At 71.1% G+C, this 24,548-nt stretch carries 23 protein-coding genes; 14 read left to right on the plus strand and 9 right to left on the minus strand.

Annotated features, from left to right (window positions below):
- Nucleotides 1-60: 60 nt before the first annotated feature.
- Entirely contained in the window at nucleotides 61-207 is a 147-nt protein-coding gene (locus ACYQ77_RS20620) for a hypothetical protein (RefSeq protein ID WP_424231566.1), read from the plus strand.
- 648 nt (nucleotides 208-855) lie between these two features.
- On the opposite strand, the gene ACYQ77_RS20625 is transcribed toward ACYQ77_RS20620, so the two are convergent.
- Complete coding sequence (locus ACYQ77_RS20625) at nucleotides 856-2,127, minus strand: acetyl-CoA C-acetyltransferase (RefSeq protein ID WP_459713616.1); 1,272 nt, start codon at nucleotides 2,125-2,127, stop codon at nucleotides 856-858.
- 105 nt (nucleotides 2,128-2,232) lie between these two features.
- Here ACYQ77_RS20625 and ACYQ77_RS20630 point away from each other — a divergent pair, with 105 nt between their 5' ends.
- On the plus strand, nucleotides 2,233-3,555 hold the full coding sequence (locus ACYQ77_RS20630; RefSeq protein WP_459713617.1) for a 3-oxoacyl-ACP reductase: 1,323 nt from the start codon (nucleotides 2,233-2,235) through the stop codon (nucleotides 3,553-3,555).
- Complete coding sequence (locus ACYQ77_RS20635) at nucleotides 3,555-4,394, plus strand: MaoC/PaaZ C-terminal domain-containing protein (RefSeq protein WP_459713980.1); 840 nt, start codon at nucleotides 3,555-3,557, stop codon at nucleotides 4,392-4,394. Before ACYQ77_RS20630 ends, ACYQ77_RS20635 begins: the two co-directional genes overlap by 1 nt.
- Here the strand turns inward: ACYQ77_RS20635 and ACYQ77_RS20640 are convergent.
- On the minus strand, nucleotides 4,378-4,971 hold the full coding sequence (locus ACYQ77_RS20640; protein WP_459713619.1) for an NAD(P)-dependent oxidoreductase: 594 nt from the start codon (nucleotides 4,969-4,971) through the stop codon (nucleotides 4,378-4,380). The two genes, ACYQ77_RS20635 and ACYQ77_RS20640, sit on opposite strands and share 17 nt — an antisense overlap.
- Nucleotides 4,923-5,819, minus strand: coding sequence for an EamA family transporter (locus ACYQ77_RS20645; protein ID WP_459713621.1), 897 nt, complete (start codon nucleotides 5,817-5,819; stop codon nucleotides 4,923-4,925). Before ACYQ77_RS20645 ends, ACYQ77_RS20640 begins: the two co-directional genes overlap by 49 nt.
- A 63-nt stretch (nucleotides 5,820-5,882) precedes the next feature.
- Here ACYQ77_RS20645 and ACYQ77_RS20650 point away from each other — a divergent pair, with 63 nt between their 5' ends.
- Nucleotides 5,883-6,365 (plus strand): MarR family winged helix-turn-helix transcriptional regulator, encoded by a 483-nt coding sequence (locus ACYQ77_RS20650; RefSeq protein WP_459713623.1) that lies wholly within the window; start codon nucleotides 5,883-5,885, stop codon nucleotides 6,363-6,365.
- Here the strand turns inward: ACYQ77_RS20650 and ACYQ77_RS20655 are convergent.
- Nucleotides 6,362-7,018 (minus strand): TetR/AcrR family transcriptional regulator, encoded by a 657-nt coding sequence (locus tag ACYQ77_RS20655; RefSeq protein ID WP_459713624.1) that lies wholly within the window; start codon nucleotides 7,016-7,018, stop codon nucleotides 6,362-6,364. The genes ACYQ77_RS20650 and ACYQ77_RS20655 overlap by 4 nt on opposite strands.
- A 102-nt stretch (nucleotides 7,019-7,120) precedes the next feature.
- On the opposite strand from ACYQ77_RS20655, the gene ACYQ77_RS20660 reads away from it, so the two are divergent.
- Together ACYQ77_RS20660 and ACYQ77_RS20665 are read left to right on the plus strand one after the other, a co-directional pair.
- Complete coding sequence (locus ACYQ77_RS20660) at nucleotides 7,121-7,735, plus strand: SCP2 sterol-binding domain-containing protein (protein ID WP_459713626.1); 615 nt, start codon at nucleotides 7,121-7,123, stop codon at nucleotides 7,733-7,735.
- A gap of 67 nt (nucleotides 7,736-7,802) precedes the next feature.
- On the plus strand, nucleotides 7,803-7,994 hold the full coding sequence (locus tag ACYQ77_RS20665) for a hypothetical protein (protein WP_459713627.1): 192 nt from the start codon (nucleotides 7,803-7,805) through the stop codon (nucleotides 7,992-7,994).
- Nucleotides 7,995-8,074: 80 nt separating this feature from the next.
- Here ACYQ77_RS20665 and ACYQ77_RS20670 read toward each other — a convergent pair whose 3' ends face one another.
- The 3 genes from ACYQ77_RS20670 to pdhA are packed head-to-tail and all read right to left on the minus strand — an operon-like array spanning nucleotide 8,075 to nucleotide 11,625.
- Nucleotides 8,075-9,400, minus strand: coding sequence for a dihydrolipoamide acetyltransferase family protein (locus tag ACYQ77_RS20670; protein WP_459713628.1), 1,326 nt, complete (start codon nucleotides 9,398-9,400; stop codon nucleotides 8,075-8,077).
- A 3-nt stretch (nucleotides 9,401-9,403) separates the two neighbouring features.
- Nucleotides 9,404-10,420 (minus strand): alpha-ketoacid dehydrogenase subunit beta, encoded by a 1,017-nt coding sequence (locus ACYQ77_RS20675; RefSeq protein ID WP_459713630.1) that lies wholly within the window; start codon nucleotides 10,418-10,420, stop codon nucleotides 9,404-9,406.
- A complete protein-coding gene (gene pdhA / locus ACYQ77_RS20680; RefSeq protein ID WP_459713633.1) occupies nucleotides 10,420-11,625 on the minus strand; it encodes a pyruvate dehydrogenase (acetyl-transferring) E1 component subunit alpha in 1,206 nt (401 codons plus the stop codon). Before pdhA ends, ACYQ77_RS20675 begins: the two co-directional genes overlap by 1 nt.
- A 429-nt stretch (nucleotides 11,626-12,054) precedes the next feature.
- Here pdhA and ACYQ77_RS20685 point away from each other — a divergent pair, with 429 nt between their 5' ends.
- Nucleotides 12,055-12,204: a hypothetical protein gene (locus ACYQ77_RS20685; RefSeq protein WP_459713634.1), complete on the plus strand. Its 150-nt coding sequence runs from the start codon at nucleotides 12,055-12,057 to the stop codon at nucleotides 12,202-12,204.
- A 15-nt stretch (nucleotides 12,205-12,219) separates the two neighbouring features.
- Complete coding sequence (locus tag ACYQ77_RS20690) at nucleotides 12,220-13,656, plus strand: M20/M25/M40 family metallo-hydrolase (RefSeq protein WP_459713636.1); 1,437 nt, start codon at nucleotides 12,220-12,222, stop codon at nucleotides 13,654-13,656.
- Here the strand turns inward: ACYQ77_RS20690 and ACYQ77_RS20695 are convergent.
- Nucleotides 13,641-14,693 carry an ADP-ribosylglycohydrolase family protein gene (locus ACYQ77_RS20695; protein ID WP_459713638.1) on the minus strand — a complete coding sequence of 351 codons (1,053 nt, stop codon included), beginning with the start codon at nucleotides 14,691-14,693 and terminating at the stop codon, nucleotides 13,641-13,643. The two genes, ACYQ77_RS20690 and ACYQ77_RS20695, sit on opposite strands and share 16 nt — an antisense overlap.
- A gap of 80 nt (nucleotides 14,694-14,773) precedes the next feature.
- On the opposite strand from ACYQ77_RS20695, the gene ACYQ77_RS20700 reads away from it, so the two are divergent.
- Nucleotides 14,774-15,871: an MFS transporter gene (locus tag ACYQ77_RS20700; RefSeq protein ID WP_459713640.1), complete on the plus strand. Its 1,098-nt coding sequence runs from the start codon at nucleotides 14,774-14,776 to the stop codon at nucleotides 15,869-15,871.
- Here the strand turns inward: ACYQ77_RS20700 and ACYQ77_RS20705 are convergent.
- Complete coding sequence (locus ACYQ77_RS20705) at nucleotides 15,860-16,609, minus strand: ESX secretion-associated protein EspG (protein WP_459713643.1); 750 nt, start codon at nucleotides 16,607-16,609, stop codon at nucleotides 15,860-15,862. The genes ACYQ77_RS20700 and ACYQ77_RS20705 overlap by 12 nt on opposite strands.
- A gap of 156 nt (nucleotides 16,610-16,765) precedes the next feature.
- Here ACYQ77_RS20705 and ACYQ77_RS20710 point away from each other — a divergent pair, with 156 nt between their 5' ends.
- The 5 genes from ACYQ77_RS20710 to ACYQ77_RS20730 all read left to right on the plus strand — a co-directional run bounded on the left by ACYQ77_RS20710 (nucleotide 16,766) and on the right by ACYQ77_RS20730 (nucleotide 24,536).
- A complete protein-coding gene (locus ACYQ77_RS20710) occupies nucleotides 16,766-19,453 on the plus strand; it encodes an MGH1-like glycoside hydrolase domain-containing protein (protein ID WP_459713645.1) in 2,688 nt (895 codons plus the stop codon).
- 95 nt (nucleotides 19,454-19,548) lie between these two features.
- On the plus strand, nucleotides 19,549-20,535 hold the full coding sequence (locus tag ACYQ77_RS20715; protein WP_459713647.1) for an ABC transporter substrate-binding protein: 987 nt from the start codon (nucleotides 19,549-19,551) through the stop codon (nucleotides 20,533-20,535).
- 2 nt (nucleotides 20,536-20,537) lie between these two features.
- Nucleotides 20,538-21,458 carry an amino acid ABC transporter permease gene (locus tag ACYQ77_RS20720; RefSeq protein ID WP_459713649.1) on the plus strand — a complete coding sequence of 307 codons (921 nt, stop codon included), beginning with the start codon at nucleotides 20,538-20,540 and terminating at the stop codon, nucleotides 21,456-21,458.
- On the plus strand, nucleotides 21,455-22,234 hold the full coding sequence (locus ACYQ77_RS20725) for an amino acid ABC transporter ATP-binding protein (protein ID WP_459713651.1): 780 nt from the start codon (nucleotides 21,455-21,457) through the stop codon (nucleotides 22,232-22,234). Before ACYQ77_RS20720 ends, ACYQ77_RS20725 begins: the two co-directional genes overlap by 4 nt.
- Nucleotides 22,235-22,310: 76 nt before the next feature.
- Nucleotides 22,311-24,536, plus strand: a complete 2,226-nt coding sequence (locus tag ACYQ77_RS20730; protein ID WP_459713653.1) for a translocation/assembly module TamB domain-containing protein — start codon at nucleotides 22,311-22,313, stop codon at nucleotides 24,534-24,536.
- The last annotated feature ends 12 nt before the right edge of the window (nucleotides 24,537-24,548 follow it).

Here is a 24,548-nt window from a genome sequence, read left to right on the forward strand (position 1 = left end):
GGCATAATGGTCAGTAGCTGAAGAACCAGCGAAGAACCGAAAGAGGAGCGCAGAACCACCATGAACATCGCCGCCAAGCTCCGCGCCCGCCGCGTCGAGTCCCGCAACCGCCGGGCGGTGAACCACGCGATCGCCACCGCCGCCACCCCGGCCATGCGCGACGAGATCCTGATCATGGCGCAGCGCCAGGCCACCACGATCCGGTAACCAAAAACTTTTCTCGAACCCGTGTAACACCCGTGGCTCGCCCCACGATGTTCCGGTTGACCCCGTAGTGCTGGCGGACCCCCGACCTGGCAGCACTGCGGGGTTTCCATATACCTGCTCGGCGCTGGGGCGCCTTCGCAGGTGACCCCTTCGTCATCATGCTGGGGGGCCGAGCCCCCCAAACCCCCCACGGTGCGGTCTCTTCCGACCCAGCGTGGTTGCCTTGCCAGCGTGCCTTGCCGGCGTTGCCCTGCCAGCGTGGTTGCCTTGCCGGCGTGCCTTGCCGGCGTGGCCCTGCCAGCGTGGTTGCCTTGCTGGCGTGGTTGCCTTGCTTCTTCTTCTTTCTTGGTCACCCCGGTCTTCGGGGATTCGCCCCTTGACCCTCGCGCGTTGACGGGGGTTCCTTTGGGCGTCAGACCTTCACGTGTGTTGCCTGCCTGCCATCCCGTCGACCTGGCGAAGCCCGATCACGCGACGGACACCAGTCCTTGCCAAGCCAACCTCGTGCCCGACCTCCGCCATCCCGGAGACCAGCCTCTCCGGCGAGGAGGCCCGTCCGGCAGGACGCCCTCCGGCGAGGACATCACCCAGGACGGCGAAGACCTCCTTGGGAACCCCAAGGCGGGGACAACCACCGAACGTCGGGCGTCAGGCGGCTTCCAGGATTGCTGTTGTGCCTTGGCCGCCCGCTGCGCAGATCGAGATCAGGCCTCGGCCGCTGCCCTTCTCGTGCAGCAGCTTGGCCAGGGTTGCCACGATCCGGCCGCCCGTGGCGGCGAACGGGTGGCCTGCTGCCAGGGACGAGCCGTTCACGTTCAGCTTCGTGCGGTCGATCGCGCCCAGTGGTTCGTCCAGGCCGAGGCGGGTCTTCGCGAAGTCCGCGTCCTCCCACGCCGCCAGGGTGGCCAGGACCTGCGACGCGAACGCCTCGTGGATCTCGTAGAAGTCGAAGTCCTGCAGGGTCAGGCCCGCCCGCGACAGCATCCTCGGCACCGCGTACGCCGGGGCCATCAGCAGGCCCTCGTTGCCGTGCACGTAGTCGACCGCCGCCGTCTCCGAGTGGGTGAAGTACGCCAGGACCGGCAGGCTCCGCTCCTTCGCCCACTCCTCCGACGCCAGCAGGACCGTCGACGCGCCGTCCGTCAGCGGAGTCGAGTTGCCCGCGGTCATCGTTCCCTCTTTACCGCCGAAGACGGGCTTCAGGGTGGCCAGCTTGTCGGCGGTCGAGTCCGGGCGGAGGTTCGCGTCCCGGGTCAGGCCCAGGTACGGGGTGAGCAGGTCGCCGAAGAAGCCCCGCTCGTACGCCGCCGCGAGCTTCTGGTGGGACGCCGCCGCCAGTTCGTCCTGGGCCTCGCGGGTGATGCCCCACTCCTTCGCCGTGATGGCCGCGTGTTCGCCCATCGACAGGCCCGTGCGCGGCTCGGCGTTCCTCGGGATGTCCGGGACGATCTGCGTCGGGCGGATCTTCGCCAGTGCCTTCAGGCGGGCGCCCAGCGACTTCGCGCGGTTGAGCTCCAGGAAGACCTGGCGCAGGTCCTCGTTCACACCCAGCGGTGCGTCGCTCGTGGTGTCCACGCCGCCGGCCACACCGGACTCGATCTGGCCCAGTGCGATCTTGTTCGCCACCTGGATGACCGCCTGCAGACCCGTGCCGCACGCCTGCTGCACGTCGTTCGCCGGGGTCTCCGGGGACAGCTTCGAGCCGAGCACGCTCTCCCGGGCCAGGTTGAAGTCGCGGCTGTGCTTCAGCACGGCACCCGCGGCCACCTCGCCGAGGCGCTCGTCCTGCAGGCCGAAACGGCTCACCAGGCCGTCGAGCGCCGCGGTGAACATGTCCTGGTTCGACGCCGTGGCGTAGTGCTTGTTCGACCTCGCGAACGGGATCCGGTTCCCACCGACGATCGCCACCTTGCGCGTCATGTCTCGATCACACCCTTGCGAACTGGTCCCGGCTGGCACTTCTAACCTACTCGCGAGTAGGCTTGGCGTCGAGTGAGGCCCCGAACACGTCAGAAGCGGAGCATCATGACCGACCGCTACCAGCAGTTTGCCCGGTCCGGCCTCGGTCGGCAGCTCGTCCGCCGGCTCGGACTGCCCGACCCGACCCCGCTGCGGCGCCACCAGCCGGGACAGCCCGCGCTCGACGGGCCCGCCATCGTCGGCGGCAAGGGACGGCTCATCGACACCGTGCACACGGTGCTCAAGGCCGTCGGCGCCGAGGAGGTCGCCGACGCCGACCGCTACGCCGCGCTGGTCTTCGACGCCACCGACATCGACGACCCCGCCCGGCTGCGCGAGCTGTACGACTTCTTCCACCCGCTCATGCGCAGGATCGGCACCTGCGGCCGCCTCGTCGTGCTGGGCACGCCGCCGTCCGGCACCGGCCGGGACGCGATCGCGCAGCGGGCGCTCGAGGGCTTCACCCGCTCGGTCGGCAAGGAGCTCCGCAAGGGCGCCACCGTCCAGCTCGTCTACGTCACGCCCGGGTTCGAGGCCGCGGCCGAGTCGACGCTGCGGTTCCTGCTCTCCGCCAAGTCCGCGTTCGTCGACGCGCAGGTCGTCCGCATCGGCACCCACGGCGGCGAGACCGTCACGCCAGACGACTGGGAGCGGCCGCTCGCGGGCAAGGTCGCGCTGGTCACCGGCGCGTCGCGGGGCATCGGCGCGTCGATCGCCGAGGTGCTGGCCCGCGACGGCGCGCACGTGGTCGCGCTCGACATCCCCGCGCAGGGCGCCGAGCTGTCCGACGTCGCCAACAAGATCAAGGGCGCCGCGCTCCAGCTCGACATCACCGCGCCCACCGCGCCCGCGGAGCTGGTCACGTACCTGCGGGAACGGCACAGCGGCGTCGACATCGTCGTCCACAACGCGGGCATCACCCGGGACAAGCGGCTCGCCAACATGAAGGAAGGCGCCTGGGACGCCGTCCTCGCGGTCAACCTGTCCAGCCAGCTCGCGGTCAACGACGCGCTGCTCGCCGAGGACGTGCTCAAGCCGAACGGACGCATCATCGGCGTCTCCTCGATCGCGGGCATCGCCGGCAACAACGGCCAGACCAACTACGGCACCAGCAAGGCGGGCGTGATCGGCATGGTCGACGCCTACGCGCCGGTGCTCGCCGAGCGCGGGGCGACGATCAACGCGGTCGCGCCCGGGTTCATCGAGACCAAGATGACCGCCGCCGTGCCGCTGTTCATCCGCGAGGCGGGCCGCCGCATGAGCAGCCTGCAGCAGGGTGGTCTGCCGGTCGACGTCGCCGAGACCATCGCCTGGTACGCGAGTCCCGCGTCGGCCGCGGTCAACGGCAACGTCGTGCGGGTGTGCGGCCAGAGCCTGCTGGGGGCGTGATGGTGGAGCTGTCGTCGCCGCCGAGCCTGCGGGTGCTGTACCCGAAGGCCGTGCTCACCGGGTTCCGCCGCAAGGGCGGCGAGCTGCCGGACACGGAGTACACGCTGAGCGGCGTGCGGGCCGACCCCGCGCACCTCGCCGCGTACGACCGGGTGTGCCGGTTCCGGCTGTCCGACGAGCTGCCCGCGACCTACCCGCACCTGCTCACGTTCCCGCTGCAGATCAAGCTGATGGCGGGCGCCGACTTCCCGTTCCCGCTGGTCGGGTCGGTGCACGTGGCGAACCGGATCACGCAGACCCGGCCGCTGCGCGTCGGCGAGTCGTTCGACCTGCGCGTCCACCTGGAGAACCTGCGGGACCACCCGCGTGGCCGCCAGTTCGACGTGGTCGGCGAGGCGCTGGTGGACGGCGAGGTCGTGTGGACCGACGTGTCGACCTACCTGCGCCGCGGCGGCGGGACCGGCAAGTCCGAGAAGTCCGAACGGACCGAGCCGCCCGCGCCGACGGCGATCTGGCACGTGCCCGACGACATCGGCCGCCGCTACGGCGAGGTGTCGGGCGACCGCAACCCGATCCACCTGTACAAGACGACCGCGAAGATGTTCGGCTTCCCGCGCGCGATCGCCCACGGCATGTGGACGAAGGCGCGCTGCCTGGCGGCGTTCGAGGGGCGCCTGCCGGACGCCTGCACGGTGGACGTGGCGTTCAAGACGCCCGTGTTGCTGCCCGCGAAGGTCGGCTTCGCGGCGGGTGCGACCGACGACGGCTGGCGCTTCGACCTGTTCGGCGCCAAGAACGGCAAGCCGCACCTGACGGGGACCATCAGTAGCCCACGGTGAAGCGGGTGCGGTGGTGCTTCGGCCGCTCCGCCTCGTCGAGCAGCGCGACGGCCAGGTCCGCGTTCGTGATGCGGGACGTGCCGGACTCGTCGACGACCAGGTCGTCCGCGCCGAGCCGGTAGCGGCCGGTGCGCGGGCCCGGCTCGAGCGACGCGGGCGGGCTCAGGTACGCCCAGTCCACCTCGACCTGCCCCCGGCACACCGCGAGCTGGTCCGCGCAAGCGTTTGCGATGGGGAGGAACTCCGCCGGGAAGCCGGGTGCGTCCCGCACCAGGAACCCCTCCGGGGTGCGCAGGGTGGCGGCGCCGCCGACCAGCAGGAGCCGAGCCCCGCTGCCCCGCAGCCCGGCGAACAACGCGTGGGCGACGGCCACCAGCTGCGGTTCGTGCCCCGGCCGCGGCCGGGTCGCGCTGATCACGACGTCCTGCCCGGCGGCGAGCCGCGCCACCTGCGCCGGGTCGGTGGCGTCGACTCCGGTCGAGCGACTGACGGCCAGGACGTCGTGTCCTCGGGCCACAGCCTCCGCGACTACCTCGCGGCCGACGGCACCGGTAGCGCCGAAGACGGTGATGCGCACGGCTTCTTCTCCTTCACGAGCTGGGGAGCGACGACAGCGGCGAGCACGAGCAGCGCGCCGAGCACCTGCGGGGCCGTGAGCCCCTGGCCGAGCGCGAGCCACCCGAGGACGGTGGCGACGAGCGGGCTGAGCAGGCTCAGGAACGTGACGCGCACCGGTGACATCGCGCGGATCCCGCGGAACCACAGCGAGTACGTGAGCGCGGCGCCGATCAGCGACAGGTACGCGTAACCGGCGACGTTCACCCCGGTCACCGCCGACGGCAGGCCCTCGACCAGGAACAACGCGGGCACCAGCACGAGACCGCCCGCGGTGAGCTGCCAGCCGGTGGTGGCGAGCACCGGCGCGGGCGACCGCCACCGCTTCGCGAGGACGACGCCGAGTGCCATCACGACCGCGCCGCCGACCGCGGCGAGCACGCCGATCGTGTCGAGCCGGGCGTCGGCACGCAGCACGAGCAGGCTCACGCCCGCGACGCCGGCCGCGCCGGCCACGACCGTGCGGGTTCGCAGCCGCTCCCCGAGCAGGCCGGCGGACAGCGCGCCGACGAGCACGGGCTGGATCGCGCCGACCGTGGCCGCGACGCCGCCGGGCAGCCGGTACGCGGCGACGAACAGCAGGAAGAGGAACGCCCCGATGTTGAGCGTGCCGAGGACGAGCGCCCGCCACCACCAGTCGCCCCTGGGCAGTGTGCGGGTGACGGCGACGAGCAGGAGCCCGGCCGGGAGGGCGCGGGCGACCGCCGCCAGCAGCGGGCGGTCCGGCGGCAGGAATTCGCTGGTCACCAGGTAGGTCGTGCCCCAGACCATCGGGGCGACCGCGGTGAGCAGGAGACGATTGCTTAGCACTAAGATAAAGTATCTCACCGCTAAGAGAACTGCAAGGAGTTATCTCATCGCTAAGGTGTCGGCATGGGTGACCACCTGGACACGGTGCTCGAGCAGTGGGCGGCGGTCCGGCCGGACCTCGACGCGTCGCCGATGGGCGTGATCGGCAGGCTGTCCCGGCTGGCCCGGGTGATCGACGTGGAGCTGCAGCGCACGTTCGCCGCGCACGACCTGGACCGCTCGTCGTTCGACGTGCTCGCGACCCTGCGGCGCAACGACCGCCCGCTGACCCCCGCCGAACTGATGCGCTCGTCGATGATCACGTCCGGCGCGGTGACCCAGCGCGTGGACCGGCTCGCGGCCCGCGGCCTGGTGGCGCGCACGCCCAGCCCGACCGACGGGCGGGTGGTCCACGTGTCACTGACGGACGAAGGGCGTGCCCTGATCGACCGGGCGCTGCCCGATCACGTGGCGAACGAGCACCGGATCCTGGCGGCACTGGACGAGGAGGACCGCGCCGCGCTGGCGGACGTCCTGCGCAGGCTGCTGACCAGCCTGGAAACCTAGCTCTCGCTCGGGTGCCAGGTGGTGCCCTCGACGAGCCCGCCGAACCCGATCCACGCGAGGTTCATCAGCCGCGACGCGACCGCCCGGCTGGGCACGTCGGGGTTGTCGAGCCACCAGTCCGCGAGCGACTCGGCCGCGCCGACCAGGGCCGCGGCGAGCGACTCGGTGGCGCTGCGCTCCAGGCCCTCCTTGGTGGCGACGCGGACCAGGAGCGTGTCGACCAGGCTGATCGCCTGGCGGCGCATGTCCAGCAGCTCCTCGGAGAACGGCCCGCCCTGGGAGATGGCCTGCCGGTGCAGCACGCGCCAGCTCTCCCGGTGCGCGCCGACGTACTCGAAGAACGCGCCGAGGCCGTGCCAGAGCTGCATGTCCGCGGGCAACTCGGTGCGCACACCCGTCGCGACGGCCGCCAGCAGCTGGGTCGCCTCGCGGTGGATGCACGCGGCGAACAGGTCCTCCTTCGAACCCAGGTACGCGTAGATCATCGGCTTGGACACGCCGGCCACGTCGGAGATCTCGTCCATCGAGGCGTTGTGGTAGCCGTGGTCGGAGAACACCCGGACCGCGGCGTCGAGGATCTGCCGCTCGCGAACCTCACGCGGGAGCCGCTTGACTCGCCGCCGTTCGTGAACGGAGCCTGCGGAGTGATCCATCAAGCACTCTTCTCCACGATCACCGATCCTCCTGCGGTCGATCAATCCTTGCCAGCGTACAGAGTCGAACGTAGCGTTACCCGCCAGTAGATAAGGTGGGATATGCGATTCAGGCGCAAACCGACCGCCTCGGGGTTGAGCGGTCCGGCGGTCGACAGCACGGTCGACATCGATGCGTTCGCGCGTGCGGTCGACCCGGTGCGGCTCGACGAGAAGCAGTTCGTGCAGCTCATCGACGTGCTCGACATGCTCGGCCGGGTCGGCACGGGCATCGAGCTGGCGGCGATGCGCACGGACACGTTCGTCTGGTTCGTGTCCAGGGCGTCCACGGAACAGCTCGAGCACCTGATGGCGCACCCGCACCTGCGGAAGGTCGTGTTCGACGAGATCTTCCGGCGGATGGGCGAGCACCTGGACCCGGTGAAGGCGGCGACACTGAACGCGGTCGTCCACTGGCGCCTGTCCGGCGGTGCGGGCCCCGGCGGCTACGACCGCTTCGAGACCGTGATCGAGAACGGCACCTGCACGTCCGGCCAGTCCCCGACCGCGGACGCCCGCGTCACGCTCACCCTCGCGCCGACGGACTTCCTGCGCGCGGTCACGGGCAGCGTCAACGTCGCCATGCTGTTCATGCGCGGCAAGGTGAAGGTCAAGGGTGACATCGCGTTCGCGGCAGGCCTGATCAACTACTTCGACCTCCCGCGACCCACCCATTAGAGGGACGAAACCGGATTCCGCGCCACCACAGGGCTATCGTCGCGCGAGGTCCACTGTGGAGGTTGCCATGCTTCGCCGATTCACCGCGCTGACCGGGCTGTCCGCCGCCGCACTGCTGGCGCTCCCCCCGGCCGCGAACGCCGAACTCCCGACCACCGACGGCGTAGGCCTCACCTACGGCGTGACGACGGTCGTCATCGACGCGACCACCGGCGCCGCAGGCGGCGCACTGGAGATCGCGGGCCTCGATCGCGGGTAGGCTGCGGGGTCGATGATCACGCCGACGCGTCGACCGGCTCGTTCTGGAAGGGGCGCGCCCCGGAGGACGCGCCCCTCTCGTCAGAACGTGATGGCCATCGCGGGGTCGGCGAGGATGGCGCCGACGTCCGCGAGGAACTGTGAGCCCTGCTGGCCGTCGATCACGCGGTGGTCGAAGCTCAGCGACAGCTGGCACACCTTGCGCACCTTGATCTCACCGTCGACCACCCACGGCATGTCCTTGATCGCGCCGAGGGCGAGGATCGCGGACTCGCCCGGGTTGATGATCGGGGTGCCGGTGTCCACGCCGAACACGCCGACGTTGGTGATGGTGAACGTGCCGTTGAGCATGTCGGCCGGCGCGGTCTTGCCGTCGCGGGCGGTCTTGGTCAGCTCCTCGAGCGCGACCGCCAGCTCGCGCAGGGACATGCCGTCCGCGTCGCGGATCTTCGGGACCACCAGGCCGCGCGGTGTGGCGGCCGCGATGCCCAGGTGCACGTAGTCCTTGTAGACGATCTCCTCGCCCGCCCACACCGAGTTGATGTCCGGCGTGCGCTTGGCCGCCAGGCACACGGCCTTCGCGGCGAAGGTCAGCGGGGTGATCTTCACGTCGCGGAACGCGGGGTGGGTCTTCAGCTTCGCCCGCAGCTCCATCATCGGCGTGACGTCGACCGTCAGGAACTCGGTCACGTGCGGGGCCGAGTACGCGCTCTCAACCATGGCCTGCGCGGTCATCTTGCGCACGCCCTTGACCGGGACCCGCCGCTCGCGGTCGCCGGAGGTGACCGGCGCCGGGGCGGTCGCGGGGCCGCGGGCGGCCCGTTCGACGTCCTCGCGGGTGATCACGCCGGAGCCGGCGAGCGACCGCAGGTCCACACCGAGGTCCTTCGCCAGCTTGCGGACCGGCGGCTTCGCCAGCGGCACCAGCGACGCGGGCTCGAGCAGCGCGGCCGGGGAGTCGGGCACCGTGATCGGCGCCGGCTCGGCGACGGGCGCGGACGCGGGTGCGGGCGCGGTGGCGACCGGCGCGGGCGCCGCGCCCTTGCGCGGGCGCCGCTTGGCCGCCGACGCCTTCGGGCCGTAGCCGACGAGCATGGCCTGCCCGTTCGTCTCGGCCGCGGGCGCGGCGGGTGCGGCCGCCGCGGGTGCCGCGGCACCGCCCGGGTCCACGTCGATGGTCACGATCGGCTCGCCGACGTTGACCGTCTGGCCCGGCTCGGCGTGCAGCTCGGTCACCACACCGGCCCACGGGCACGGCAGCTCGACCGCGGCCTTGGCGGTCTCGATCTCGACGATGATCTGGTTGACCTTCACCTCGTCGCCCGGCTTGATGTGCCAGGTGAGGATCTCGGCGTCGACCAGCCCCTCCGCCGTGTCGGGCAGGGGGAACACCTTGTAGTCAGGCATGCCTCACCAGCCCAGCGAACGGTCGACGGCGTCCAGCACCCGGTCGAGGTCGGGGAGGAACTCCTCCTCGAGCTTCGACGGCGGGTACGGGGTGTCGAAGCCCGTGACGCGCAGGACCGGCGCCTCCAGGGAGTAGAAGCACTCCTCCTGCACACGCGCGGCGATCTCCGACGTCAGCGACGCCTCCGACGGCGCCTCCGACACGACCACCAGGTGACCGGTGCGGCGCACCGAGTCGAACACCGGCCGCAGGTCCAGCGGGGAGAGTGTGCGCAGGTCGATGACCTCCAGCTCCTTGCCCTCCTCGGCCGCGGCGGCCGCCGACTCCAGGCACGTCTTCACCATCGGCCCGTACGTGGCGAGCGTGGCGTGCGTGCCCGTGCGCAGCACGCGCGAGGCGAACAGCGGCTCCGGCTTCGCGTCGAAGTCCAGCTCCGCCTTCTCGTAGTAGCGCCGCTTCGGCTCGAAGAACAGCACCGGGTCGTCGCACTGGATGGCCTGCTGGATCATCCAGTAGGCGTCGACCGGGTTGGAGCACGACACGACCTTGAGGCCCGCGGTGTGCGCGAAGTACGACTCGGGCGACTCGGAGTGGTGCTCGACCGCGCCGATCCCGCCGCCGAACGGCACGCGGATCACCATCGGCAGCTTGATCTTGCCCTGGCTGCGGAAGTGCAGCTTCGCCACCTGCGACACGATCTGGTCGAACGCGGGGAAGATGAACCCGTCGAACTGGATCTCGCACACCGGCCGGAACCCGCGGATCGCGAGGCCGACGGCGGTGCCGATGATCCCGGACTCCGCGAGCGGCGTGTCCAGCACGCGCTGCTCACCGAAGTCCTTCTGCAGCCCGTCGGTGATGCGGAAGACGCCGCCGAGCTTGCCGACGTCCTCGCCCATGACGATGACCTTCGGGTCCGCTTCCATGGCGGCGCGCAGGCCGAGGTTGAGGCTCTTGCCGAGCGTGACGGTCTGGGTCTTCATCGACTGCTCTGACTTGTTCATGACTGGCGCCGCCATCAGTGCTCACCCCCGGCGAACCCCGCGGTGTACTCGAGGAAGTTGTCGCGCTGCGCCTCCAGCACCGGGTTGCCCTCGGCGTAGACCTCGGAGAAGATCCGCCCGTGCTCCGGCTGGGGCATGTTCTGGCAGAACTCGCGCAGCTCGGCAGCGAGCGCGTCGGACTCCGCCTGTACCTGGTCGAAGAACTCGTTCTCGGTGTCCATGTGGCGCACCAGGTGCACCCGCACCCGCTCGATCGGGTCCTTCAGCTTCCACGCCTCCAGCTCGTCGGAGAGCCGGTAGCGCGTGGGGTCGTCGGTCGTGGTGTGCGCGTCCATGCGGTAGGTGAACGCCTCGATCAGGACCGGGCCGTTGCCGTGGCGGCACTCGTCCAGCGCCCAGCGGGACACGGCCAGGGTCGCGAGCACGTCGTTGCCGTCGACCCGGATGCCGGGGAAGCCGTAGCCGCGTGCGCGCTGGTACAGCGGCAGCCGCGACTGGCGCTCGGTGGGCTCGGAGATGGCCCACTGGTTGTTCTGGCAGAAGAACACGAGCGGCGCGTCGTACACCGACGCCCACACGAAGCCCTCGTGCACGTCGCCCTGCGAGGTGGCGCCGTCGCCGAAGTAGACGATCGTCGCTTCACCCTCGTCGTCGCCGACCTTGCCCTCGAACCGCTGGCCCATCGCGTAACCGGCCGCGTTCAGCACCTGGTTGCCGATGACGATCGTGTACAGGTGGAAGCGGTTGGCGAGGGGGTCCCAGCTGCCGTGGTCGGTGCCGCGGAAGATGCCGAGCAGCTCGGTCGGCTTGACGCCGCGGGTCCACGCGACGCCGTGCTCCCGGTAGCTCGGGAACGCCATGTCCTGGGGCTTCAGCGCCCGGCCGGAACCGATCTGCGCGGCTTCCTGGCCGAGCAGCGGCACCCAGATGCCGAGCTGCCCCTGCCGCTGCAGCGCGTTCGCCTCGCGGTCGACCCGCCTCGTCAGGACCATGTCGCGGTACAGGTTCCGCAGGTCCTCGGCGGTGACGTCGGCGACGTAGGGGTCCCATTGGCTGTCGGCGACCCGTTCGCCTTCCGGCGTGAGGAGCTGCACCAGCTCCGGGCCACCCTCACTCGTTGCGCGCAATCCGGCGATCACCTGTTCCGCGGTCGGCTTGGCCGCGGTGGCGGCCGGTCCGACTCCGGGCTCCGGGTGCGTCCACTGTTCTGGGGACGACATGCGTTCTCCTAGTTGTCGACGCCGGGCGTTCGCTTGTGGCGTCCGCGCGGCCGCGCCACCGGCGGTCACCTGCCCGGGGTAGAGGGCGGTTCGACCGTCGCTGGCGCTGACGGTTTCGGGACTCATCCTGGCATGCGTTCGCTCGATCCGGTGAGGTCCGAACGTCGGCATTCAGCGGTTCGCGAGCCGCTGAGCTGCGGAAACCGTAGGACAACCGACTTTAGGACCTTCATCGGGGAGTGCGTGACCACCTCCTGGCGGGCAGTGAACGCGGCAGCTCAGAGCCGTCGTCCGGCGTGCGGCCCCCGGGCACGCGCGGCGCCGGTCCCGTCGTCCGGCTGACCACCCCGCTGCCCGAAGTGATCTGCGTCACTGGTCATGGTAGTCGTCTTCGCTCGATGACCGCCGGAGGCGAACTACGCTGCGGTGGTGGCGGATTGGCGAACCGATCGGGTGCGGCGGGCCGAGGAGGCCCTCGACGAGGCCGCGCAGGCGGCCGAGGAAATCCTGTCGTCGATCGCGCCCAGACCCGTGCAGGACCCGGAGCCGGAGCACACCGTGCTGCGCGATGCCTGGTAGTGGCACTATCGCCGGGTGGACAACGCACAGGTACGTACGACGGTTGACCGGACGTGGGACGCGGAGATCCTGCCGAGCCTGTCCGAGCTGGTGAAGATCCCCGCCGTGTCGGTGGTGTTCGACGCGAAGTGGGCCGAGCACGGCCACCTCGACGCCGCCGCCGAGCACGTGCGCGACTGGCTCGCCGCCCGGGACATCCCGGGCGCGACGGTCGAGATCCTCCGGCTGCCCGAGCGGACCCCGGTGGTGCTGATGGACGTGCCCGCGTCCGACGGCATGCCCGCCGACGGCGGCACCGTCCTGTTGTACGGCCACCTGGACAAGCAGCCTCCCGTCGGTGGCTGGTCGGAGGGCCTCGGCCCGTGGACCCCGGTGATCCGCGGCGACCGGCTGTACGGCCGCGGCGCCGCTGACGACGGCTACTCCGGTTACGCGGCGTCGGCCGCGATCGAGGCGCTGCGGGCCGCGGGCGGCAGGCACGCGCGCTGCCTGGTGCTGCTGGAGCTGTCCGAGGAGTCGGGCAGCCCGGACCTGGACGCCTACCTCGAGGCCTACCGGGCGCGGCTCGGCGACATCTCGCTGGTCGTGTGCCTGGACTCCGGCGGGCAGGACTACGAGCGGCTCTGGCTGACCACGTCGCTGCGCGGTCTCGTGTCGACGACCGTGACCGTGCGGGTCATGGAGTCGGGCCAGCACTCCGGGTCCGCCAGCGGCATCGTGCCCAGCTCGTTCCGCATCATGCGGCAGCTGCTCGACCGCATCGAGGACTCGGCCACCGGCGAGATCCTCCTGCCCGAGCTGCACGGCGAGATCCCGCCGGAGCGCGACGCGGAGATGAAGGCGCTCGCCGACCTCGCGCCCGGCGCGGCGAGGGCGGCGTTCAAGCTGGTCGACGGCATGTCGGCGGTCTCGGACGACGACTACCAGCTGATGGTCAACAACGCGTGGCAGCCGACGCTGTCGATCACCGGCGCGGCGGGCCTGCCGCTGCCGGAGGACGCAGGCAACGTGCTGCGCCCGTTCACCACGTTGAAGCTGAGCTTCCGCCTGCCGCCGTCGGCCGACCCGAAGGCCGCGCTCGCCGCCATCGAACGGACCCTGACCACCGACGTCCCGTACGGCGCCGAGGTCACGCTGTCCGACCCGGAGGACGGGCCGGGCTGGAACGCACCGCCCACCGCGCAGTGGCTGCAGGACGCGCTGGACGGGGTGAGCGAGTCGGTGTTCGGCGGGAACCAGTGGCTGACCATGCGCCTCGGCGGCTCGATCCCGTTCATGGGCGCGCTGGCGGAGGCCTACCCGAACGCGCAGTTCGTGGTCACGGGCGCGCTCGCGAACGACAGCAACCCGCACGTGCCGGACGAGTGGCTGCACATCCCGCAGGCCAAGCGGGTCACCGAGTCGGTGGCGCACATCCTGGACGCGCACGCCAGGGCTCACCAAGCGGGATAACGATCACCCCAGGCCGGGGGCGCCGCGCCGAACTCGGCGAGCGCGTCCCCGGTCACCCGCTCGATCACGTCCCGCAGTTCCAGCTCGGCGAGCCACTCCGGCGGGATCGCGGCCGTGCCCTGCATGGCGCCGAGGAGGTTGCCGCAGATCGCGCCGGTCGAGTCGCTGTCGCCGGAGTGGTTGACCGCGAGCAGCAGCCCGTCCCGCATGTCCTCGGCGGCCAGCGCGGCGGCGACCGCGATGGCCAGGGCTTCCTCGCCGGTCCAGCCGCCGCCGAGCTTCTCGGCGATCGACTCGGGCGTCGGCCTGCCGTGCGCGACGGCCGCGTCGAGGGCGGCGACCTGCTCCTCGTGCCCCTCCCAGGTCAGCAGCTTCGCGCGGGTCGCGGCGATCGCCTCGGGCAGCGAGGCGTCCCGCAGCAGGAGGTGCACCATGTGCGCCAGCGCGCCCGCGGACAGGAACCCACTCGGATGGCCGTGGGTCAGGAGCGCGTTGCCGACGGCGAACGCGAACCCGTCCTCGCCGAGCAGCGCGTACGGCGCGGCGCGCATGACGCCGCCGCAGCCCTTGGAGTTGTTGAGGCGGTGGTCGAACGAGCCGCGCTGCCCGCCGCGGGCGAACGCGCGGAGTGCCTGCGTGACCGTGTTGCCGGGCGCGCGCAGCGCGAACAGGCCCTTGTTGGTGATCAGCCAGCCGTCCGGCTCGGGTTTCGTGGCGAACACGCCGCCGTTGCGTGCCCAGTCCGGCTCGATGGCCTGCGTGTGGAGCCAGCGCTGGTAGGCGTGCTGCATGGGCGCGAACAGGTCCGCGTGCTCACCGCGGTGTCCCCGGATGAGCCCTTCGAGCGTGAACAGGGTCATCTGGGTGTCGTCGGTGATGGTGCCCCGGCCGCCGTACTCCTCCTCGTACCCGGTGGTGCCGTCCGGCCCGAACCGGCGGCGGATGGTCTCGATGGTGAGGAACTCGACGGGCGCACCGAGGGCGTCCCCGACGGCACCCGCGAGGATGCTGCCCAGAAAACGGTCGTCGTCGATCATGGGGCAAGGTTACGATCGATCACATGCGTGCATGGTTCCGACATTGATCTGATCTGGCGCCGAGGTTCCCGGCGGCACTCGTGGTGTCGCTGCTGCTGGTGCGCTTCTTCGACGAAACGGTGGCCTACCTGCCGTACGCGGCGGTGGAGTCCATCCGCGCGGACGTCGACCTGACGTACGCACAGGCCGGCGTGCTGCTGTTCCTGTACCCGGGCATCGGCCTGCTCACCACGCCGCTCGGCGTGCTCGTCGACCGGGCGAACCGCCGCGTGCTGGCCGCGATCGGCGGCGTCGGCTACGGCGCCGGTCTCTTCCTCTTCGCCGCCGCGGGCGACTTCTGGACGTTGTTCGCCGCCGTGTGCGTGATGGGGACGCTCGGCGACATCCTGGTGACCGCGGGCGAGGTGTCGCTCGTGGAGGTCGCGGGCGACAACGCGGAACCCGCGCTGGCCCGCGCGAACCTGCTGGCCGCGGTGGGTGACCTGATGGGTCCCGCACTGCTGGCGACGGCGCTGTGGTCGGGTCTCGGCTGGCGGGCCGCGTTCTGGGCGGCGGGCGCGATGATGCTGGCGTACGGCGTCGTGCTGGCCACGCAGCAGCTGCCGCGGCCGGTCCCCGACGAGGAGGAACAGAGCGCGTTCGGCGCGCTCATGTCGGTGGTCCGCGACCGCAGGGTGATCGTCGCCGGCCTGCTGGTCGCGGTGGTCGTCGCGTTCGACGACACGTTCGTCGGCTTCGCGGTCGCGTTCCTGACGACCGGGCACGACATGAGCCCGGCGCTCGCCACGGTGGCGACCGGCGCCGGCCTCACGGGTGGCGTGGCCGCGGCGGCGTGGGCGAGCCGCACGAAACGGCGGCGCGCAGGCCTGCGCGTGTGCTCCGTCGCCCTGCTGGCGGGGGTCCTGCTGCTGGTCCTGTGGCCGGCCGTGGTGACGGCGGCGATCGCGATGGCGCTCGTGGGCGCGGCGGTGAACCTGGCGTGGATCATCCTGCAGGCCCGCTACATGACGTTGCGGCCGGGGCAGGCGGGCGCGACGTCGTCGGTGGCGGAGGCGGTGGCGCAGATCGGCGTCACGACACCGCTGGTGATCGGCCTGCTGGCCGACCACACGGGCCTGGGCCCCGCGATGTGGCTGTACGTCGCGGTCGCGGCGGTGTTCGTGGCCTCAGCGCGCTAGCGCGGCCACCTGGTCGCCGAGGTACTGGTGCGTCCCGGGCGCCACGTGGATCCACTCCTGCCGCCGCGACCGCGCCACGGACACCGCCCACCGGCCGTCGGCGGTGTCCAGCACGGTGAGCCACCGCTCCGACCGGTGCCGCGTCCCGGTCACGTCCCGCTTGGCCGCGTAGAACTTGGCGACCGTGCGCCGGTCGAGCCGCAGGAGGGTGTCCAGGCGGCGGGCGCCCTCGGGCCGCGCGGGTGTCGACCGCCGCATCACCCCGCCGTCGGTCCGCACCTTCGGCGCGTGGAAGTCGGTCTGCGGCACGGAGAACGCCTCCCCGCGGGCCGGCCCGACGTCCGGCAGCCGCCACACCAGCGTCTCCACCATCCGGTCGAGGTCACACGGCTCGAACCGGACCCGTGTGCCGGAGCGCACGACGAGGACCGCGGCACGGCCGTGGGCGGCGACGAGCACCGAGTACGCCTCGTCGGTGGTGGTGACCCAGCCGTAGTACTCGAGGCTCGCGCGCTGCACGACCCCGACGAGGTCGAGGAACTCCCCGTAGTCCCGCCGTTCCCCCAGCCCGGCGTCCCGCAGCTCCTGCTGGATCGCCCGCTCCGCCTCCTCGGCGAACCGCGGCGAGACGTACCGCTCACCCCCCGCGAACACCGGGTGCGGCTCCCCCATGCGTTCCTTCCGCATGACACTGAGCAGCGGGTAGACGGACAGCTCGACCTTCCGCCCGGTCCGCATCAGTGCTCCGCCCCGTTCCACATCCTCGGCCTCCCCCAGGTCCCGCCAGTGATCTCGCGGATGCGCTCGGTAGCCGAGGATACGACAGAGCTGGTGGCGGTGCCGTCATATCGGGATTCGAGGTGGCGGCGTCCCGCGGACGGCATCATGGAGGTCATGGTCACCGACCGCACTGCTGAACACGCCCGGTTGGCCGAGTCGGAGGAGATGACGTCGCCCTGGCGGTTCTGGGGCCCGTACCTCGCCGCCCGCCAGTGGGGCACGGTGCGTGAGGACTACTCGCCGCACGGCGACGCGTGGGGGTACTTCACCTTCGACCACGCCCGGTCCCGGGCCTACCGGTGGGGTGAGGACGGGATCGCGGGGATCTGCGACCGGCACGGGTTCCTCAACCTCGCCGTCGCGCTGTGGAACGGGCAGGACGACATCCTCAAGGAGCGGTACTTCGGGCTCACCAACGGCGAGGGCAACCACGGCGAGGACGTCAAGGAGCACTGGTGGGTGCTCGACGGGACGCCCACCCACTCGTGGATGCGGGTGCTCTACCGCTACCCGCAGGCCGCGTTCCCCTACAAGGAGCTGCGTGCGCGGGCGGCCGAGGCCCGGCGCGACGAGCGGGAGCCCGAGCTGGCGGACACGGGTGTGCTGGCGGGCAACCGGTTCTTCGACGTCCAGGTCACCTACGCCAAGGCGGCCCCGGACGACATCTGTGTCGACATCACCGCCACCAACCAGGGCCCGGAGCCCGCGCCGCTGCACCTGCTGCCGCAGCTGTGGTTCCGCAACACGTGGTCGTGGGGCCGGGACGCGCGGCGGCCGGCGCTGATCGCGTCGACCGCGCAGGGGTGGACCCGCGTGGTCGCCGAGCACTCCCGGATCGGCCGGTACACGCTGCAGGTGAGCGGGTCGCCCACGATGCTCGTCACCGACAACGAGACCGACGAGGTCGGGTTGTTCGGGCGCGGCCGCAACCCCAGCCGGTACACGAAAGCCGGGATCGACGACCACGTCGTGCACGGGATCGCCGACGCGTGCCAGGTCGTCGAGCCGGGTACGGCGTCACAGCCGGGGACGAAGGCCGCGGCCTGGTACCGCTTCGAGTCCGTCGCACCCGGCGAGTCGGTGTCCGTGCAGCTGCGGCTCATCGCGGGCAACGGGCACGGGCGCGCGTTCGGCAGCACGTTCCGCGACGCGATGGCGGCCCGCGAGCGGGAGGCCGACGAGTTCTACACGTCCGTCATCCCCAACGAGGACCCGGCCGAGCGCGCGGTCGTCCGCAAGGCGCTCGCCGGTCTGCTGTGGACGAAGCAGATCTACCGGTTCCGGCTGCGGCACTGGCTGGAGGGCGATCCCGCCAACCCGCCGTCACCGCGGGAACGGACGCGGCCCGGCGCCCGCAACGTCCACTGGCGCCACCTCGACGTCGCCGACGTGCTGTCCATGCCGGACGAATGGGAGTACCCCTGGTTCGCGGCGTGGGACCTCGCGTTCCACATGATCCCGTTCGCGATGGTCGACCCGGCGTTCGCGAAGGACCAGCTGCTGCTGATGTGCCGCGAGTGGATGATGCACCCGGACGGCCAGCTGCCCGCCTACGAATGGGAGTTCGGCGACGTCAACCCGCCGGTGCACGCGTGGGCGGCGCTGCAGGTGTACCTCGCGGAGCGGCACCGGACCGGCGCGGGCGACCGGGTGTTCCTGGCGCGGGTGTTCCACAAGCTGCTGCTCAACTTCTCCTGGTGGGTCAACCGGAAGGACCCCGAGGGCAACTACCTGTTCGAGGGCGGCTTCCTCGGCATGGACAACATCGGGCCGGTCAACCGCTCCGAGCGGCTGGCGGAGGGGTGGCGGTTCGAGCAGTCCGACGCGACCTCGTGGATGGCGACCTACGCGCTGCACCTCATGCGCATCGCGCTGGAACTGGCCCGCCACGACGAGGCGTACGAGGACGTCGCCACGAAGTTCGTCGAGCACTTTCTGTCGATCGCGCAGGTGTCGTCGCGGTTCGGTTCGGCGGCCCGCGGGATCTGGGACGAGCAGGACGGCTTCTGCTACGACCTCGTCTCCCGCACCCACGGCGACGGCTCGGTCGAGTCCGCGCCGGTGCGCGTGCGCTCGATGGTCGGGCTCATCCCGCTGCTCGCGACCGCCGAGCTCGAGCCGTGGGTGTTCGCCGAGCTGCCGCACTTCGCGGCCCGGCTCAACTACCTGCTGCACCACCAGCCGGAGTTCGGCCAGTTCATCACGTGGCGGGCGGGCGGCGAGCGCAGCGCGCTGCTGTCGCTGCTGGATGACGGCAAGCTGCGCCGCGTCCTCGCCCGCATGCTGGACGAGGCCGAGTTCCTCTCCCCGCACGGCGTCCGGTCGCTGTCCGCGGCGCACCGCGAGGGCATGGTGGTGAACGTGGCCGGTCGCGAGCACTGGCTGCGCTACGAGCCGGGCGAGTCGCACACCCCCATGTTCGGCGGCAACTCGAACTGGCGCGGTCCCGTCTGGTTCCCCACCAACGCCCTGCTGGTCCAGGCACTGCACACCATCGACGCGTTCCACCGCGGCGAGTTCACCGTCGAACTGCCGACCGGTTCCGGCCGCACCATGCCGCTCGGCGCCGCCGCCGACGAGCTGTCCCGCAGGCTCGCCGCGCTGTTCCTGCCGGGACCGGACGGGCGCAGGCCGGCGGACGGCAAGCGCATCGAGGCGAGCGACTCACCGCTGTGGACCGAGCACGTCACGTTCAGCGAGTTCTTCGACGGCGACACGGGCGAGGGGCTCGGCGCGACCCACCAGACCGGGTGGACCGCCCTGGTCGCGGCCTTGATCACAGGGTGGCCGCGCGCATGGTGACACGTCCGTAACATGCTGAGCCTGTGCTCAGCGGCGTCCCAAATGGCAGGATGCGCTGAACTCAGACCGCCAGTAAAGGCTCGAGGAGTGACGACGTGTCCCGTACCCGCCTGTCCGTGCTGACCGTGCTGTGCACCGCCGCGACCTTGCTCGCGGCCGGCTGCGGCGCCACGACCGACAAACCCTCTGACCAGGGCGGTGGCGGTGGCGGGGGCAGCGAGTGCACGCCGGGCAAGCCGTCGGACGTCCCGGACCCGAAGCCGCTCGCCGTCGACGCCGCGGCGGACAGCGCGCTCGGCGCCAAGGTGCCCGCGGCGATCAAGGCCGACGGCAAGATCGTCATCGCGACCGACGCCTCGTACGCGCCGAACGAGTACACCCTCGAGGGCTCCGACGAGATCATCGGCATGGACATCGACCTCGGCAAGGCCATCGGCAAGGTGCTCGGCACCGAGGTCGAGTTCGTCAACGCCTCCTTCGACGGCATCCTCGCCGGCCTCGACGCGGGCCGCTACGAGCTCGGCATGTCGTCGTTCACCGACACCAAGGAGCGCGAGCAGACCGTCGACTTCGCGACCTACTTCGAGGCGGGCACCTCGACGATGGTCCGCAAGTGCAACCCGAAGAACATCAAGACCATCGAGGACCTCTGCGGCAAGAAGGTGGGCGCCCAGAACGGCACCACCCAGCTCGACCAGCTCACCAAGCCCGACGTCGAGGGCTCCGTGGTGAAGGCCTGCCAGGACGCGGGCAAGGAGCCGCCGACCGCGCAGGGCTTCCCGAAGCAGACCGACGTCAACGCCGCGCTCGCCGCGAACCGGATCGACGCCTACATGGCCGACAGCCCGGTCGTCGACTACGCCGTCAAGAAGACCGGCGACGCCTTCGAGAAGGCCGGTGACGACACCGACACCGCCCCGTACGGCATCGCGATCCCGAAGACGGCGGGCACGATGAAGGAAGCCGTGCAGGGCGCGATCCAGAAGCTGATCGACGACGGTTCCTACCAGAAGATCCTGGACAACTGGGGCGTCGGCGGCGGCGCGATCACCGAGTCCAAGGTCAACGGCGCCATCTACTGAGCATGACCGCCCCCGAGACCGACGAACGGCAGGACACGACCCCACCCGAGAAGATCGTGGCGGTGCCGGTGCGGCACCCCGGCCGCTGGATCGCGGCCGCGGTGCTGCTCGTCCTGGCCGCGATGCTGGTCAACAGCCTCGTCACCAACCCGGCGTGGCGCTGGGACGTGGTGTGGCAGTTCCTGTTCTCCGACCGGGTCCTCAAGGGACTCTGGGTGACCATCGAGCTGACCGTGCTCGCCATGGTCATCGGTGTGGTGCTGGGCATCGTGGTGGCGGTGATGCGGTTGTCCCGCAACCCGATCGTCTCCACGATCGCCTGGCTCTACGCGTGGTTCTTCCGCGGCACGCCCGTGCTGGTGCAGGTCATCTTCTGGTCGTTCATCGCGGTCCTGTACCCGACGCTGTCGCTCGGCATCCCGTTCGGCCCGGAGTTCGTCTACTTCGACTCGAACCTGCTGATCCCGATCTTCGCGGGCGCGGTGCTCGGGTTCGGGCTGAACGAGGCCGCGTACATGTCGGAGATCGTCCGCGCCGGCATCCTGTCGGTCGACCAGGGGCAGACCGAGGCGGCCGAGGCGCTCGGCATGACCCGGCTCAAGATCCTGCGCCGGATCGTGCTGCCGCAGGCGATGCGCGTGATCATCCCGCCGACCGGCAACGAGACCATCTCGATGCTCAAGACCACCTCGCTCGCGAGCGTGATCGCGGTCGGCGACCTGTTCACGCAGGTGCAGCTGATCTACGGCGGCAACCTCAAGTACGTGCCGCTGCTGGTGGTGGCGAGCATCTGGTACCTGGTGCTGACCTCGCTGCTGTCGGTCGTCCAGTACTTCATCGAACGCCGGTACTCCCGGGGCACGGTGCCCGCCCGGCAGGGCGGGTTCCTCGGGTTCGGCCGGCCGAAAACGGGGCTGGCATGAGCGAAGCGACCGTGACCCCCATGGTCCTGTCCGAGGGTGTCCACAAGTACTTCGGGCGCCTCGAGGTGCTCAAGGGCATCGACCTGCGGGTCATGCCCGGCGAGGTGATGTGCGTGATCGGCCCGTCCGGGTCGGGCAAGTCCACGTTCCTCCGGTGCATCAACCACCTCGAGAAGCTCACCGCGGGCAAGCTGTGGGTCGACGGCGAGCTCGTCGGCTACCGGCAGAAGGGCGACAAGCTCTACGAGCTGCGCGACAACGAGGTCGCCGCGAAGCGCCGCGAGATCGGCATGGTCTTCCAGCGGTTCAACCTGTTCCCGCACATGACCGTGTGCGAGAACGTCATGGAGGCCCCGGTCCAGGTCAAGGGCGTCGCCAAGGCCAAGGCCAGGGAACGCGCGCTCGACCTGCTCGACCGGGTCGGGCTCGCCGAGAAGGCCAAGGCCTACCCGAGGGAGCTGTCGGGCGGCCAGCAGCAGCGCGTCGCCATCGCGCGGGCGCTCGCCATGGACCCGAAGCTGATGCTGTTCGACGAGCCGACCTCCGCGCTCGACCCCGAGCTGGTCGGCGAGGTGCTCGCGGTCATGCGCCAGCTGGCCGAGGACGGCATGACCATGATCGTGGTGACCCACGAGATGGGCTTCGCGCGCGAGGTCGGCGACTCGCTGGTGTTCATGGACGGCGGCGTGGTCGTCGAGCAGGGCAACCCGCGCGACGTCATCGCCAACCCGCAGCACGAACGCACGAAGTCCTTCCTCGGCAAGGTGCTGATCTAGTACCCGCTCTCGGGAACCCTGCGTGACCGGGGCACGTCGGAGTGTCGCGTCGTGCACGTGCGTACGAGGGGGGTCGATGACCGAGGAGCCACCCGGCCGGAGATTGGCACCGTTCGATCCGCGGCCGCCCGAGTGGGCCAGGGTGCGGGCCGAGGAGATCGTGCGCCAGATCTTCGCGTTCGAACCCGGCCCGGGCGGGTCCCGGCCCGCGGGGGCGTGGGGGCGCAGACGGGCCACCACGCCACCCGTGCTCCGGTTCGCGGACAAGCACATCGTCGGCGTCCTCGACCTGCGCGCGGTCGAGTTCCCGCACCTGCTCGAGTTCGTCCGCTGCCGGTTCGAGGACCCGCCGGACCTGCGGCAGACCAACCTCGCGGGCTGCGAGTTCGCGACGTGCAGGCTGCCCGGGCTGGAGGGCCGCAACCTCTACAGCGACAACGACCTGCGGTTCGTCGGCGGCACCCGGGTCGAGGGCCGGATCGACCTCACCGACGCCGAGGTCAGCGGGTCGCTGGAGCTGACCGGCGCGCAGCTGGTCAACCCGGGCGGGTACGCGCTGCACGCCGACCGGCTGCAGCTCGCGGGCGCGCTCCTGGCCGCGAACGTGGTGGTCCGCGGCCAGCTGCGGATCCCCGGCCTGCGCACCGGCGGCAACGTCAACCTGGCGGGCGCGCTGCTCGACAGCCCGGAGGGGTACGCGCTCGACGGCAACGGCCTGCAGGTCGGCGGCAACTTCCAGTGCGTCCCGACGAGCACCCGCCGGTTCACCGCGATCGGGCGGCTGTCCCTGCCGAGCGCACGCATCGAGAGTGACTTCTCCCTGCGCGGCGCGCTGCTGCGGCCGGCCGACGAGGACTACAGCGACGGCGGCAACCAGCGGTTCTTCGACCCGAGGGCCACGCTGATCGCCGACCGGATGCAGGTCTCCGGGAACGTGGACCTCGACAAGGACTTCACCAGCACCGGCACGCTGCGGATCGTCAACGCGCGGATCGGCGGCTCGCTGCGGCTGTCCGGCGCCACCATCGACATGTCCGAGGGCGCCGAGCCGTTCGAGGAGCGGACCGGCAAGGCGGACGCGCCGGGGCCGTACCCCTGCCGCGCGCTGCACCTCGACGGCACCGAGATCGACGGCGGCATCGACGCCAGGAACACCCGGATCGCCGGGCAGGTGCGGCTGGTGGACGTGAACACGCGCGGCAGCGTGGTGCTGGACGGGTCGGTGCTGAGCAACCGCGACGGCGACGTGGTCGAGGGCCGCCGCTTCACCACCGGTGGCAACCTGGACGCCCGCGGCCTGGTGGTGTTCGGGTCCATCCTCCTGCCCGAGGCGGAGATCGGGGCCAACTTCGACCTCCGCGCCTCCCGGCTGCTGAGCCCCGGCCGGTACCGGCGCGACCAGTCCCAGAAGCCGTCGGTGGACCTGCGCGTCGCCCACATCGGCCGCGACCTCGTCTGCGCGCGTGGCGACGGCAGGCCGTTCTCGGCGCACGGCGAGATCCGGATCCGGCGGGCGGAGATCGGCAGGCAGACGAACTTCCAGGGCGCCGAGCTCGGCTCCCGCCTCAACGTCACCGCGATCAACGCCTTCGGCCTGATCACCCAGGAGCTGCGGGTCGACGTGGCCACGGCGCCCCGCGGCCACGTGAACCTGCAGCACGCCCGCTGCGCGAACCTCGCGGACAACGACAAGTTCTGGGACGCCTCCGGGCACATCGCACTGCACGACTTCCGCTACGACGCGCTCGCCAAGCCGATCGAGCTCGACGACGACGCCCAGGTCAAGCACCGGCTCAAGCTGCTGCGCAACGCCATGGGCGACAACTACCGGCCGGGTCCGTACGACCAGTTCGCCACGATGCTGCGCGCCAACGGCAACGAGGAGCACGCGTCGACCGTGCTCATCGACAAGCAGCGCTGGCGCTACGCGGCGCTCGCCGACGGCTACCGCCTGCTCGGCTTCCCGGTGCTGCTGTGGAGCTGGCTGCAGCGGTGGATGGTCGGCTACGGGTACCGGCCGATGCGTGCCCTGCTGTGGCTGGTCGCGCTGCTGGTCGCGGGCTCGGTGTGGTTCTCCCTGCAGCCGGTGCCGGTCGAGTCCAACGCCGACGACAAGCTGGTGTGGAACCCGGTGCTGTTCACGATCGACCAGCTCGTCCCGATCGTCGACTTCGGCCACAAGAACAGGTGGCACTTCGACGGCGCGTCCCAGTGGATCACGGCCGGGCTCGTGGCGGCGGGCTGGATACTCGCGACCACCGTCGCGGCGGGCATCACGCGGATGCTGCGCCGGTCGACCTGAGCCGGAGGGAAC

Source organism: Actinophytocola sp. KF-1 (assembly GCF_054661535.1).